This is a genomic window from Streptomyces varsoviensis, from assembly GCF_000718635.1.
Lineage (GTDB): Bacteria > Actinomycetota > Actinomycetes > Streptomycetales > Streptomycetaceae > Streptomyces > Streptomyces varsoviensis.
Map to the genome: position 1 here is coordinate 16,781 of NZ_JOBF01000028.1, position 13,695 is coordinate 30,475.

Here is a 13,695-nt window from a genome sequence, read left to right on the forward strand (position 1 = left end):
GGACGGACGCGCGTGGACCTGTTCGAGTACCAGGCGAGGGACCTCTTCGCCAAGCACGGTGTACCGGTGCTGGCCGGTGAAGTCATTGACACGCCTGAGGCGGCGCGCGAGGTGACCGAGCGTCTGGGCGGCAAGGCCGTCGTCAAGGCGCAGGTCAAGGTCGGTGGCCGCGGTAAGGCCGGTGGCGTGAAGCTTGCCTCCGACGCCGACGACGCGGTCGAGAAGGCCGGTCAGATCCTGGGCATGGACATCAAGGGCCACACGGTCCACAAGGTGATGCTGGCCCAGACCGCGGACATCAAGGAGGAGTACTACGTCTCCTTCCTGCTGGACCGCACCAACCGCACCTTCCTCGCCATGGCGTCCGTGGAGGGCGGCGTGGAGATCGAGGTCGTCGCGGAGCAGAACCCCGACGCGCTCGCCAAGATCCCGGTGGACGCCAACGAGGGCTGCACCCCGGAGAAGGCCGCCGAGATCGTCGCGGCCGCCAAGTTCCCGGCCGAGATCGCGGACCAGGTCGCCGAGACGCTGCAGAAGCTGTGGACCGTCTTCATCAAGGAGGACGCCCTCCTCGTCGAGGTCAACCCGCTGGTCAAGACCGGTGACGGCAAGATCATCGCGCTGGACGGCAAGGTCTCCCTCGACGAGAACGCCGCCTTCCGCCAGCCCGAGCACGAGGCGCTGGAGGACAAGGCCGCGGCCAACCCGCTGGAGGCGGCGGCCAAGGCCAAGAACCTCAACTACGTCAAGCTCGACGGCCAGGTCGGCATCATCGGCAACGGCGCGGGCCTCGTGATGAGCACCCTCGACGTCGTCGCGTACGCCGGTGAGAAGCACGGCAACGTGAAGCCGGCCAACTTCCTCGACATCGGCGGCGGCGCGTCCGCCGAGGTGATGGCGAACGGCCTGGAGATCATCCTCGGCGACCCGGACGTCAAGTCCGTCTTCGTCAACGTCTTCGGCGGCATCACCGCCTGCGACGAGGTCGCCAACGGCATCGTCCAGGCGCTGGAGCTGCTGAAGTCCAAGGGCGAGGATGTCACGAAGCCGCTGGTCGTCCGCCTCGACGGCAACAACGCGGAGCTGGGTCGCAAGATCCTGTCCGACGCCAACCACCCGCTGGTGCAGCGCGTGGACACCATGGACGGCGCGGCCGACAAGGCCGCCGAGCTCGCGGCTGCGAAGTAAGGGACGAGGGACTCCAACACCATGGCTATCTTCCTCACCAAGGACAGCAAGGTCATCGTCCAGGGGATGACCGGCGCCACCGGCATGAAGCACACCAAGCTCATGCTGGCCGACGGCACCAACGTCGTCGGCGGCGTCAACCCGCGCAAGGCGGGCACGCAGGTCGACTTCGACGGCACCGAGGTCCCCGTCTTCGGCTCCGTCAAGGAGGCGATGGAGAAGACCGGCGCCGACGTATCGGTCATCTTCGTCCCGGAGAAGTTCACCAAGGACGCCGTCGTCGAGGCGATCGACGCCGAGATCCCGCTGGCCGTCGTGATCACCGAGGGCATCGCGGTGCACGACTCCGCGTCCTTCTGGGCGTACGCCGGCAAGAAGGGCAACAAGACCCGGATCATCGGCCCGAACTGCCCCGGCATCATCACCCCGGGCCAGTCGAACGTCGGCATCATCCCCGGCGACATCACCAAGCCCGGCCGCATCGGTCTCGTGTCGAAGTCCGGCACGCTGACCTACCAGATGATGTACGAGCTGCGCGACATCGGCTTCTCCACCGCCGTCGGCATCGGTGGCGACCCGGTCATCGGCACCACGCACATCGACGCCCTGGCCGCCTTCCAGGCCGACCCCGACACCGACCTGATCGTCATGATCGGCGAGATCGGCGGCGACGCGGAGGAGCGGGCCGCGGACTACATCAAGGCCAACGTCACCAAGCCGGTCGTCGGCTACGTGGCCGGCTTCACCGCGCCCGAGGGCAAGACGATGGGCCACGCCGGTGCGATCGTGTCCGGTTCGTCCGGCACCGCGCAGGCGAAGAAGGAGGCCCTTGAGGCCGCGGGCGTGAAGGTCGGCAAGACCCCGTCCGAGACGGCCCGCCTGGCGCGCGCCGCCCTCGCCGGCTGACACCGGCAGCGCCCACCGCGCCATACCGCGCCGCGGGGCCCGCACCCTCTACGGGGGTGCGGGCCCGCGTCGTTTCGGGGCGGGGGTGTTGGGGCGGGGGTGCTGGGACGGGCGCTCCGGTCGCCGTCGCGCTTCTGCTCGTACGGGCCGTACGGGCCGTACGAGGCGTACGAGGCGTACGAGGCGTACGAGGCGTACGAGGCGTACGAGCCGTACGGGCTGTTGGGGCTGTGCGGTCTGCGGGGCTGCGGTCGTACGGGACGGTCCGCAGGTCTGCGGTCGTACGCGGCGGGCCTCGAACCGGCAGGCGCGCGTACGCGCTCCGCCCCGCCACCCACTCGGGGGCCTCGGTCAGTGGGAGTCCGGGGCGAGTCGGCCCGTCGGGGGGAGGCCGGGCTGGTCGGGGGTGGTCTGGCGGGTGGCGGCCTTCTCGGCTTTGGCGCGGGAGGGGGAGGGCTTCGACGTCGCGGGGACGGAGGCGGCGGGCTGGACCTGCTTCGGCCGGGAGGGCGCCGGGCCCTGCGAGGTGAGCACGGTGAACGCCGTCGCCACCGCGATCAGCGCGGTGATCCCGAACGCCGCCCGGGTGGAGCGGCGGGTGAGGCGTTCGCCACCGGCCCGTACGAGCTGGGGAGCCGTCATGGTGACGGCCTGCGTGGCGGCGAGTGCGCCGAACCGTTCCCGCAGGGCCGCGCCCTGCTCGGCGGGGGCCAGGTCGCGCAGCTCCGGCAGCCGTTCGGCGACGGCGGCGCGGGCGTGCCGCAGCCGGTTCCGGGCGGCGGGGTCGGTCGCCTCCGTCTCGGCGGCGGTCTCGGCGAGGCCGAGCCCCACGCCGTCGTGGAGCAGCAGCGTGCGGCGGTACGGCCCGGGGAGGCTCACCATCGCGTGCAGCAGCGCGGCTTCCCGTTCCGTCTCCGGCGCCGCCAGCGGCTCGCCGCCGGGGCGCAGCCGGTGCCACGGCGACAGGGCCTGCTCGTACGCGGCCGCCCGCACCCAGCCCACCGGGTCCCGGTCCAGGGCGACGGCCGGCCACTGCTCCCACGCCAGTTGAAAGGCGCGCTCGACGGCGCGCCGCCCGTGCCCGGGCCGGCCGGTCAGCAGATAGGTCTGCCGGGCGAGCGACGCGGCATGGCGCTCGTAGAGGGCGTCGAATGCTTCGGCCGGGGTCAGGGAGGTCAGCCGGGTGGGGACCGTCTCGTTTCGGGTGGGGGCCTTGCTCCGGGCGGGAGCTGTGGTTCGGGCGGCCGCCGCGTCCCGCGCCCAGCTCGGCACCCGGCGCGTCTTCGGCCCGCGGCCCGAGCCGGCGAGCGTGTCGGTGAGTGTGGCGGTGAGGCTCACGACGGGGGCCGCTGTCGCGGGCCCTGCCGGTCTCGCTCCGCGGTCGGCCGGCTGTTCACGCGGGGACGGGCCGGAGGGCGGGCTGGGCGCGTCGGCTTCCGCGAGCGTCGGCGCGGGGGCGTTCGCTCCGCTCGCGGGAGGTTCCAGAGGGGAGAAGGCGGGGGAGCCGGGCGGGGCGGTGAAGGCTTGGATCAGGAGGCGCTGCACGGCGTGCGTCGCGGCCGAGGCGTCGGCCGGGAGGGGTGGCGGAGGCGTCTTCTCCCGGGAGGGCGAGGGTGTCTGCTCGCGTGTCGGCGGGGGAGTCTCCTCGGGTGCCGGCGAGGGGTCGTGCCTTGTCTCGGTGTCGGCCTTGGTGTCGCTACGGCCATGGGCGGCGGCACCATCACCAGCATCCGTACGGGCGCCAGCGTCTGTATGGGCGCCAGCATCCGTACGGGCATCAGCATCCGTACGGGCATCAGCGCCCGTACCCGCAGCCGCGCCCGTACCCGCGCCCGCTCCCGCGCTCAGGCCCGTACCGTCACTCCCCGCCGTACCCGCGTCCCCCGCTCCGCCCGCGTCCGCCCGGGGCGTTTCCAGCGGCGTTTCCAGCGGTAGTCCCGCCTCCAAGCGGGCCAGGGCCCGCGCGTACGCCTTGCGTTTGCGGCCGCGGGGGCTGGTGCGGCCGGTTTCCCAGGAGCGTACGGTCGCGGGGGTGACGCCGACCGCGGCCGCGAGCTGCTCGCGGGTCACCGAACGCGCCACGCGCAGCGCGCGGCCCTCGTACGCGGGCGGCAGGGTGGCACTGGATTCCTCGGGCCCCTCGGGGCCGGACCGTGTCATGCCTCTCCCCGCCTCTCCAGCCTGTTCAGCTAACAAAGCATCAAAAATGACATAACCATACATTGAGCGACACGGCGACCAAATGTCCGCTACAGGCAGGAATGGCGTGTTCTTGGCAGCATGACTACGTGATGCAATTGACCGAGCGCGGCGAGTCGCACCCGGCCCCCGGACGGGCCGCCGGGCAGGCTGCCCCCGGACAGACCGCCGCCGAACGGCCCGCCGTCACCACTCTTCCCATGTCCTCGCCCGGTGAACTCGCCTTCGGCGGAGCCGTCGCGGCCTGCCTCGGGCTCGGCGTGCTCGCCGTGGTCGTACTCCTGCTGTGGATCTCCTCGCCCTACCCCGGCGGCGGCCCCGGCACCGCCCTCCACCACGCCGCCGACCTGTGGCTTCTCGCGCACGGCGCAGACCTCGTACGGACCAGAACGCTGTCCGGCGTGCCCGCCCCCATCGGGCTCACGCCGCTGCTCCTGGCGGCCCTGCCGTGCTGGCTGCTCTACCGTGCGTCCTCGCACCTGCTCGGCGGGCGCGAGGACGCGCTCGCAGGCGAGGCCGAGGGCGACGCGTACGGAATGTACGACACATACGATACATACGACACGTACAACGGCGACGGCTGTGACGGCAGTGACGACTGTGACGACACCGCCGGCACCGCCGAAATTGATCACGCCGCTGAACAGCCGGGGTTCGTCGTCGAGCAGCAGCGGTTCGCCGCCGGGGCCCTGCTCGGCGGCTACCTCCTCGTCGGCCTGGGCGCGATCCTGTACTCCTGCTACGGCGCCCTGCACGTCTCGCCGCTCTCGGCGCTGTTCCACCTGCCGCTCGTGGCCGGGGCCGCCGTCGCGGCCGGCGCGTGGCGGGCCGCGTACCGGCTCGGCAACCCGTTCCCCCTGCTCGTCGGCCTCGTGGCGGCCTACGCCCCGCCGCGGCCGCGGGCCGTGCTCGCCCGCCTGTACCACAGCCCAGCGCTCCGCACCGCCCTCGACCGTGTGCGCTTCGGCCCCGTACTACGGGCCGGGGCCGCCGCCACCGCCGTCCTGCTCGGCGGCGGCGCCCTGCTCGTCGCGGTCTCCCTGATCGGGCACGCCGGCGCCGCGCGGGAATCGTTCGGGCAGCTCGCGGACGTGGCGTCCGGGCAGCTCGCGATCCTGCTGGTCAGCCTGGCGCTGCTGCCGAACGCCGCCGTCTGGGGCGCCGCGTACGGGCTTGGCCCCGGGTTCACGATCGGCGCGACCAGCGCGGTGAGCACGCAAGCCGCCTCCGGCTACCCCTCCTTGCCGCGCTTCCCGCTCCTCGCCGCCCTGCCGGGCGAAGGCGAGGCGGCGACGCTGACGTGTGTCGTGGCGGGGGCGATTCCCGTGGCCGCGGGGCTGGCGATCGCGTGGTTCGTGGCGGGGGAGTCGCTGCCGCGCCCGCTTCCGCCGTCGCCGCCGCGTTCCGGTGGCGGGAAAGGAGCGCCGGAACCAGCCACCGAGGCGGCTTGGCCCTGGTGGGACACCGCTCTCACGGCGGCCCTCGCTGCCGTCGCCTGCGGCATCGCGGTGGCCTTCCTCACCGCCGCCGCGTCCGGCCCGCTGGGCGATGGCTCCCTGGCCCGCTTCGGCCCCGACTGGCTGCTCACCGGGCCGTTCGCCACCGCGTGGACAGTGACGATCGCACCCCCGTTCGCGCTCGTATTCCGCTGGTGGCGAGCGCGCCGCGCGGCGTCGGCCGCCGCCAGGGCCCGGAGGGGGGCGGCGGGCCGGTGCCCCCGGGGGCTCGTCGGACGGCTCCGCCTGCGGCTCACCCGGCGGCTCACCGATTGGCTCGTTACGGTGGAGGGAGCGGTGGCCGCCCGGCGAGCCCCCCGCACCCCGTACGAGCCCCCGCCCACCGACGCACTCCTTGCCGAACGGGCTCCCGCCCCGTCCGTAGCGGCTCCGCCTCCGGTGGCTCCGCCTCCGGTCAGTTCGCCCCCGGCGGCCCCGCCCCGGGTGGAAACCTCCTCGGGCAGCTTGCCCCCGGTTGCCCCGGCTCCGGCTGCCCTGCCTCGGGTGGAGACCTCCTCGGGCAGTTCGTCGCCGGTTGTCCCGTCCCCGGCCACCCCATCCCCGATCACTCCGTCGCCGGCCGACCCACCTCCGGCCGACCCATCTCCGGCCGCCCCGTCCCCGGTGGCCCAGCCGCAGGTCGGCAACTTCTCGGGCGGCTCGGCTCCAGCCACCTCGCCCCCGGGCGTCCCGTCCCCGGACTCTCCAGCTCCGGCCGCCCCACCGCCGACCGTGCCGCCCTTGGTGGGCCCGCCCCTGGCCGGTCCGTCCCCGGCGGGCACCTCCTCCGCGGGCCCATCGCCCGTCGCCCCGTTCCCGGCCGGCCCGCCCCCTGCCGGCCCACTCCCGGCCCACATGACCTCGGCCGACCTGCCGCCAGCGGACAGCCTGCCGCCGTCGAACGCTCGGCCGCCGGCCGACGCGCCTCCCTCGGGCAGGCCCTCGGACCACTCGTCTCCGACCGCCACCCCGCCCCCACCGCCGACCGTTCCCCCGTCGGTCGGCGCGCCGCCGGGCGACTCCTCGCCCGGCACCGAGGCCGCGGGTCGGCAGCGGCAGCGGCCGCGGCGGGCTCGCGTCGGGGGCTGGGCCGGGGTACGGCGCTCCTGGAGCGGGCACGGCCCGGCCGTGCCGGCCGACGCGAAGCGGGGCGCGGCCACGCGCGCCCGGCACCGCCGGCCGGCCGCTGCCGCCACCCGCGCCGCCGAGGTCGCCCAGTGGTGGCGCGAGCGCCACCCGCGCCCCGACCACGACCACGAACACGGCTCTTCCGAACGCTGGCAGCTCACCCCGCATACGACCTGGAGCCCCCCGCCCGTGGGTCGGCCCCCGGAGGGTTCCTGGCACGCGACCGCGGCCCGCCAGACCCGTTGGGCAGCGCTCAAGACCTCCGGCGGCGGCCTGATGCCGGACTTCGAACCACTCGCCCCCACCACCCCAGACGACCCCGACTGACCCGCCCGTAGACGCCCCACCCGTACACGACCCGCCCCGTACGAAACCCCAGACGGCTGTACGAGCCCGGCCCGTACCCTCGCGAGGCTAAGCGCCGCGCTTGTACGAGCCCGGGTCCCGCGCACTGGGGCCGTACCAGCCCTACGCGCTCCGGGGTGTTCGGGCCCGGGACCTGCGCCCTCGGCTCGTACCTCCGAAGCCCGCGCTCAGGCCGTACGAGCCGCTAACCCTGCGCACTGAGGCCGCCTGAGCCACCGACCCCGCGCGCCCAGCTCGCAGGGCCCGCCCCCACACCCCTCAGTTCTGCGTGCTCAGCAGAGGACGGAGTTGCTTGGGGAGGAGGTCTTCGCAGGAGTGGCGGGAGGTTTGGGTGAGGGCGTCGTCGACGCAGGTGTAGTAGTCGCTGTAGACGGCCTGGAAGGCGAAGGTGGCGGCGACGATGGCCAGGGCTACCGCGCCCGCGACCAGGCCGCTGATCGCGGGGGCCGTCTGCGGCTTGCGGGTGGGGGCGGGGGCGGTGCCCGGACGCTCGGCGGCAGGCCGGGGAGCGTCGGGGTCGCCGGCCGGCGACTTCGGCTTCGCGCGGAGGGAGCTGATCGCCCAGTAGACCGACAGCGCGCCCAGCAACAGCGCCACCTGCGGAATGCTGAACAGAGCGAAGAAGAAGGCCCACATGCCGGCGAGCAGCGAGTACCGCGCGCGCCGCTGCGCCGGGTCGGTGGGGTCCCAGCGCAGGCCGCCGGGCCCGCCGCCCGGGCCGCCCTGGTTGCCCGGGCCTCCCGAGCCCTCCGGGCCCCCGCCCGGCCGCTGCTGCGGGCTGCCGCCGAAACCGCCGCCCTGGCGGCCCGGCTGGCGGCTGCTCCACTGGCTGCCCCACGCCGGCGGCTGCTCCCGCTGCCCGTCCCGGCCCTCTTCGCCCCCTTCGCCGGAGTCCTCTGAGCTGCCGGAGCCTTCCGGGGACGAGCCTTCCGCCGACGAGCCCTCGGACGAGGCAGGCGTGCGGCGGGGCTGCCACGGCTGGTCCGCGCTTCCCTCCGGCGGCGGTGCGAAGGGGTTGTCGTCCTGGGGCGAGGACGACGACGACTTCCGCTCCGACATGCGGGCGTGCCTCATCGCCGCCCTCCGGTCGATGCGGCGGGCAACAGGCGGCGGTGAGCCGCGGTGCGGCGTCGGTCCGGCATGTGGAGTGTGTCTTCCCCTTGTGTCGTCTTCCGGCTGGTCTCCCACCAAGTGTCGTGCCACTTCATGAGTCGTGCCCGGAACCCGGCCATGGATGCGCTGTGTCCAGACGCTACCTCCCGCGTCGGCCCCCGTCCCGTGGGGGCCGTTCGGTGTGCCGGTATCGTTGCTGACGGTCGGCGGCTTCGTAGAGTTCCCCGGTTCCGAGGGCGCCGGGCATTCGTACGACCATACAAACTCGCACCGCCCGCGAGCCCGGGTCTGTCGCCAGAAAGGGTCCCGCCGTGGCCTCCCCACCCCCCGCCCGCATCGTCGTGCTCGTCTCCGGCTCCGGTACGAACCTGCAGGCCCTCCTCGATGCCATCGCCGCCGACCCGGACGGCTACCGGGCCCGGATCGTGGCCGTGGGCGCCGACCGGACCGGCATCGCGGGGCTGGAGCGCGCCGAGCGCGCCGGGCTGCCGACGTTCGTCTGCCGGGTCCAGGACCACGCCCGGCGCGAGGAGTGGGACCGCGCGCTGGCCGAGGCGACGGCCGCGTACGAGCCGGACCTGGTGGTCTCCGCGGGGTTCATGAAGATCGTGGGCAAGGAGTTCCTGGCCCGCTTCGGGGGGCGGCTGATCAATACGCACCCCGCCTTGCTGCCCAGTTTTCCGGGCACCCATGGCGTACGCGACGCGCTCGCGTACGGCGTGAGGGTGACCGGCTGCACGGTCCACTTCGTCGACGACGGCGTCGACACCGGCCCGATCATCGCCCAGGGCGTGGTCGAGGTGCGGGACGAGGACGATGAATCCGCCCTGCACGAGCGGATCAAGGAAGTCGAGCGCACGCTGCTCGTCGATGTCGTGCGGCGCCTCGCGCGCGACGGCTATCGCATCGAGGGAAGAAAGGTACTGATCCCGTGACCGCCGAAGGTACGAAGCGGCCCATCCGCCGCGCTCTCATCAGCGTCTACGACAAGACGGGGCTTGAGGAGCTGGCCCAGGGCCTGCACGCGGCGGGCGTCCAGCTCGTCTCCACCGGCTCGACCGCCGGGCGGATCGCCGCCGCCGGCGTGCCGGTGACCAAGGTGGAGGAGCTGACCGGCTTCCCCGAGTGCCTCGACGGGCGCGTGAAGACCCTGCACCCCCGCGTGCACGCCGGCATCCTCGCCGACCAGCGGCTCGACGACCACCGCGCGCAACTCGCCGAACTGGGTGTGGACCCCTTCGAGCTGGTGGTCGTCAACCTCTACCCGTTCAGCGAGACCGTCGCCTCCGGCGCCTCCGCCGACGAGTGCGTGGAGCAGATCGACATCGGCGGCCCGTCGATGGTCCGCGCCGCCGCCAAGAACCACCCGTCCGTCGCGGTCGTCGTCAGCCCCGACCGTTACGCCGATGTCCTGGCGGCCGCCGCGGACGGCGGGTTCGACCTCGACGCCCGCAAGCGGCTGGCCGCCGAGGCGTTCCGGCACACCGCCGCGTACGACGTGGCCGTCGCGGGCTGGTTCGCGGGCGAGTACGCCGGTGACGGCGGGGACTTCCCGGAGTTCATCGGCGCCGCGTACGAGCGCAAGCACGTCCTGCGCTACGGCGAGAACCCGCACCAGGGCGCCGCCCTCTACACCGGCCGCCGCGGGGGCCTGGCCGAGGCCGAGCAGTTGCACGGCAAGGAGATGTCGTACAACAACTACACGGACACCGACGCCGCGCGCCGGGCCGCGTACGACCACGCCGAGCCGTGCGTCGCGATCATCAAGCACGCCAACCCGTGCGGCATCGCGATCGGTTCGGACGTCGCCGAGGCGCACCGCAAGGCGCACGCCTGCGACTCGCTCTCCGCCTTCGGCGGCGTGATCGCCGTCAACCGGCCGGTGTCGGTGGAGCTGGCCGAGCAGGTCGCGGAGATCTTCACCGAGGTCATCGTCGCGCCCGACTACGAGGACGGCGCGGTCGAGGTGCTGGCCCGCAAGAAGAACATCCGGGTGCTGCGCTGCCCCGGCGCGCCGCAGGCGCGGGGCGAGTTCAAGCCGATCGACGGCGGCGGGCTGGCCCAGGTCAAGGACGTCCTCCAGGCCGACGGGGACGACCCGGCCAACTGGACGCTGGCGGCCGGCGAGGCGCTGGCCGCCGACGAGCTGGCGGAGCTGGCCTTCGCGTGGCGCGCCTCGCGCGCCGTGAAGTCCAACGCCATTCTGCTGGCGCGGGGCGGGGCCACGGTGGGCGTCGGCATGGGGCAGGTCAACCGCGTCGACTCCGCCAAGCTGGCGGTGCAGCGGGCGGGGGAGGAGCGGGCGCGGGGCTCGTACGCCGCCTCCGATGCCTTTTTCCCATTCCCGGATGGGCTGGAGGTGCTGCTTGAGGCCGGTGTGAAGGCTGTGGTGCAGCCGGGCGGGTCGGTGCGGGATGAGGCGGTGGTGGCCGCGGCCAAGGCCGCCGGGGTGACGATGTACCTGACCGGTACGCGGCACTTCTTCCACTGACGGTGGGTGGGCTGCGGCCCGCCAGGCCCTCAAGCGCCGGGCGGGCTGTGTCCTCAAACGCCGTGTCCTCAAGCGCCGGACGGGCTGATTGGGCCGGGACGTGTCCTCAGGCGCCGGACCGGCTTTGTCCTCAAGCGTCGGACGGGCTTGATCCGGCTGCCCGTTGATGGCAGTTGGTGGAGAAGAGAGCGGCCGCTGCCCCCATCCACGTGGGCAGCGGCCGCGCTTCTGTTTCGTGCGGTTTCGTGCTGTCGGCCGGACGGCCCCAGGCTCCCCCGTTGTGGCCTGGGGGCGTCCGCCTTGGTCGTCTGCTTCCCCCGTTCAGCAGGCGATGGCTCTACTGTGGCCCCTCGCCCGGGCTTCCGCATACCTCGCACCTCTCAGGGTGGCGACAGCGGGAACCTCACACTTCTCAGGGTCACGAACTCGCCGCGGGGGTGTACTCCTTCAGATAGCGCGCGAGCCGGTCCGTGATCGGACGCTGCTTGGGCGGGACGCCGCCGGCGTTGTTCACCTTCGCGAACGACGTGAGGTAGGCGGCGGCGACGAGCACGCGGCGGTCGCCGGGAAGGGTGGTCCACAGCTGGGGTGCGATGGCGCAGAGGTAGCGGCCGACGGCGGGGATCGAGACGTCCGGCGGGAACGGCGGGCGCGGGTTGCCGGTCTTGGGGCGCTGCGCGTCCGGCAGGTAGTAGCGCAGGACGCGCGGGGTCCAGCGGGCGATCCCGTACTCGTCCTTCGCGGGGTCGGAGAGGTTCGGGTCGAAGTTGCTCTCGACCTTGAGGAGCGCGGCGATCAGCGCCGGGGTGACGGCGGATTCGGAGCAGTCATGGGCGGAGTCCACGATCAGCTTGCGGTACTCGACCGGAATGCCCTTGTCCGTACGGAGTTCGCTCGCGCCGTACGAGGCCGGGTCGACCCGCTTGCCCTTGCCGGCGTCGCCGGAGCCGGTGTCGGTCAGGGTGCTGACGCCGTAGCCGATGGAGGCGACGACGACCGCGGCGAGCGCCGTCGAGAGGATCTTGCCGGGTTTGCGGCGCGGGCGCAGCCGGGGGAGTTTGGGCGCGGGCTCCGTGCCGGCCGCCGCCTCCACCCGCCGCAGCAGGGCCGTACCGCTGTGCTCGGCGCGCTCCTCGTGCGTACGGGAGAGGCAGTCGGCGATGATCTCGCGCCAGGCGTCGGGGAGTTCGGGGGACAGGCGCAGCTCCTCGTCGCCGCGCGCGTACCGCAGCAGCGTTTCGCGGCGGGCGGCACGGCTCGCGCCGGGGAGCGGGAGGGCGCCGGTGAGCAGCAGGTGGGCGACGGTGCCGAAGGCCCAGATGTCGGCGGTGGGGCGGATGAGCTGACCGCGCTCGCCGACCTCGGACCACAGCAGCTCGGGCGGCGTGTAGTCGGGGGTGGAGAAGGCGGGGGAGTAGGCGTGGGTGCCCTCCATCTCGGCGGCGAGGTTGAAGTCGCCGAGCCGGACGCCGCCGTCGGGCATCAGCAGGACGTTGGCGGGTTTGAGGTCGCCGTGCACCCAGCCCGCGTGGTGGAGCTGGGTGAGCCCCTCGCAGATCTGGGCGAGGAGGGCGGGGGCGCCGGGGACGGGGCCGGGCGCGGAGCGCTCGACGAGCTGGTCGAGGGAGCCCTCGGCGCGTTCGAGTACGAGCACGGTGGCGCCGTCGAGCGCCGGGTTGCCGGGGTCGTCGACCGTGACGGCCTCGTACATGCGGATCAGGCGCGGGCGGCTGAGCTTGCGGTGCAGGGTCAGCTCGCGATGGGCGAGGTCCTTGAGGTGGCGGAGCTGGCGGGGCGTGCGGGTGCCCGTGGGGAGGAATTTGAGCGCCGCGCGCTCGGGCAGGTCGTCGGGGTCGCCCGGTTCGGGCGGCCCGACGCGCCGGGCCTCGTACACGCTGCCGAACGCGCCCGTGGCGAGCGGTTCGCGCACCTCCCAGCGGCCGACCCGGTAGCCGCGGCTGACTTGAACGGTGAAGGGCCGTGGCCCCTCTTCACTCACGGCTGCGGCCCCTTGTCGATGATGTCGAGTTCGTCTTCCCGTACGAGGTCGAAGCGTAGCGCGAGCGAGACGAGAGACTCCTTCTTGCCGTTCAACCTGCCGCCGGACAGGGCGACTTCGGGGGGTGGTTTGAGCCGCAGCTTCACCGCGAGGTAGTCGATGTTCCACTGCACGGAGGTGCGGCTGATGGCCGGCCAGATGGGGCGCAGCCGGTCTATGACCTGCTCAACGGTGGGCAGCGGCGCGTGCGGTTCGCCGCGCAGGCGCGGCTCGCAGAGCGCGGCCAGGACCAGGAAGTAGCGTTTGGAGCGGTCGAGCGGGAAGGAGAGCGCGGTCGGCTCGCCGGTGTCGGCCTCGTGGTCGTCGAGGTAGTCGTGGCGCGGCGCCCAGACGTCGAAGCCCAGCAGCTCGTCGCCGGCCGGTATCACCAGCCGCGAGAACTCGAACGGTACGGGCGCGTCGACGCGGCCGGGCGCGATCTTGATGTGCTCGCCGGCGCCCTCGGGGTTCTCCACCACGTACGTCTGGTGGCGGCTGAGATTGGTCAGCGTCCAGAAGGTCGCGGTGGCGGTGATCTGTCCCGCGGAGCGGGAGACTCCGGGGTGTGCGATGGCGAGGCCCGGCCCTTGACGGCCGAAGCGCAGGCTCTGACCGGGTTCCAGGCGGAACTGCCCGTCCGGACCACGACAATCGGCGGGTACGACGATGACGCTGAACACTTAGGGTTCCTCCCCCAGGATCGACCAGAATCGACCGCGTTCAGGCTACGTACGGAATGTAGCGCTCCGCAACGGACCGGCACACAGAGG

Annotated in this window: 9 protein-coding genes; 5 read left to right on the top strand and 4 right to left on the bottom strand. The window is 73.3% G+C overall.

Features of this window, described 5'->3' with window-relative positions:
* Positions 1-12: 12 nt before the first annotated feature.
* Together sucC and sucD are read left to right on the top strand one after the other, a co-directional pair.
* Positions 13-1,188 carry an ADP-forming succinate--CoA ligase subunit beta gene (gene sucC, locus IF55_RS30535; protein WP_030891582.1) on the top strand — a complete coding sequence of 392 codons (1,176 nt, stop codon included), beginning with the start codon at positions 13-15 and terminating at the stop codon, positions 1,186-1,188.
* 21 nt (positions 1,189-1,209) lie between these two features.
* A complete protein-coding gene (sucD, locus tag IF55_RS30540) occupies positions 1,210-2,094 on the top strand; it encodes a succinate--CoA ligase subunit alpha (protein ID WP_030891579.1) in 885 nt (294 codons plus the stop codon).
* A gap of 351 nt (positions 2,095-2,445) precedes the next feature.
* On the opposite strand, the gene IF55_RS40940 is transcribed toward sucD, so the two are convergent.
* Positions 2,446-4,254 (bottom strand): helix-turn-helix domain-containing protein, encoded by a 1,809-nt coding sequence (locus tag IF55_RS40940; RefSeq protein ID WP_245661524.1) that lies wholly within the window; start codon positions 4,252-4,254, stop codon positions 2,446-2,448.
* Positions 4,255-4,493: 239 nt separating this feature from the next.
* Here IF55_RS40940 and IF55_RS40945 point away from each other — a divergent pair, with 239 nt between their 5' ends.
* Positions 4,494-7,244 carry a cell division protein PerM gene (locus IF55_RS40945; RefSeq protein WP_245661528.1) on the top strand — a complete coding sequence of 917 codons (2,751 nt, stop codon included), beginning with the start codon at positions 4,494-4,496 and terminating at the stop codon, positions 7,242-7,244.
* 297 nt (positions 7,245-7,541) lie between these two features.
* On the opposite strand, the gene IF55_RS30560 is transcribed toward IF55_RS40945, so the two are convergent.
* Positions 7,542-8,342, bottom strand: a complete 801-nt coding sequence (locus IF55_RS30560) for a hypothetical protein (RefSeq protein ID WP_342668358.1) — start codon at positions 8,340-8,342, stop codon at positions 7,542-7,544.
* Between the two features lie 365 nt (positions 8,343-8,707).
* Here IF55_RS30560 and purN point away from each other — a divergent pair, with 365 nt between their 5' ends.
* Entirely contained in the window at positions 8,708-9,331 is a 624-nt protein-coding gene (gene purN, locus IF55_RS30565) for a phosphoribosylglycinamide formyltransferase (RefSeq protein ID WP_030891564.1), read from the top strand.
* Positions 9,328-10,887, top strand: coding sequence for a bifunctional phosphoribosylaminoimidazolecarboxamide formyltransferase/IMP cyclohydrolase (purH, locus tag IF55_RS30570; RefSeq protein WP_030891559.1), 1,560 nt, complete (start codon positions 9,328-9,330; stop codon positions 10,885-10,887). Before purN ends, purH begins: the two co-directional genes overlap by 4 nt.
* Before the next feature lie 418 nt (positions 10,888-11,305).
* Here the strand turns inward: purH and IF55_RS30575 are convergent, their stop codons facing one another.
* Both IF55_RS30575 and IF55_RS30580 read right to left on the bottom strand, forming a co-directional pair.
* Complete coding sequence (locus IF55_RS30575; protein ID WP_030891556.1) at positions 11,306-12,886, bottom strand: serine/threonine protein kinase; 1,581 nt, start codon at positions 12,884-12,886, stop codon at positions 11,306-11,308.
* The gene (locus IF55_RS30580; RefSeq protein ID WP_030891553.1) at positions 12,883-13,605 is read right to left on the bottom strand and encodes an FHA domain-containing protein; all 723 of its coding nucleotides are present in this window, start codon (positions 13,603-13,605) and stop codon (positions 12,883-12,885) included. Before IF55_RS30580 ends, IF55_RS30575 begins: the two co-directional genes overlap by 4 nt.
* Positions 13,606-13,695: the final 90 nt, after the last annotated feature.

Excerpts from the sequence above, each read along its gene's own strand:
- IF55_RS30560 (WP_342668358.1), bottom strand. The coding sequence starts at position 8,342 with ATGTCGGAGCGGAAGTCGTCGTCGTCCTCGCCCCAGGACGACAACCCC.
- IF55_RS40940 (WP_245661524.1), bottom strand. The coding sequence starts at position 4,254 with ATGACACGGTCCGGCCCCGAGGGGCCCGAGGAATCCAGTGCCACCCTG.
- IF55_RS40945 (WP_245661528.1), top strand. The coding sequence starts at position 4,494 with ATGTCCTCGCCCGGTGAACTCGCCTTCGGCGGAGCCGTCGCGGCCTGC.
- sucD (WP_030891579.1), top strand. The coding sequence starts at position 1,210 with ATGGCTATCTTCCTCACCAAGGACAGCAAGGTCATCGTCCAGGGGATG.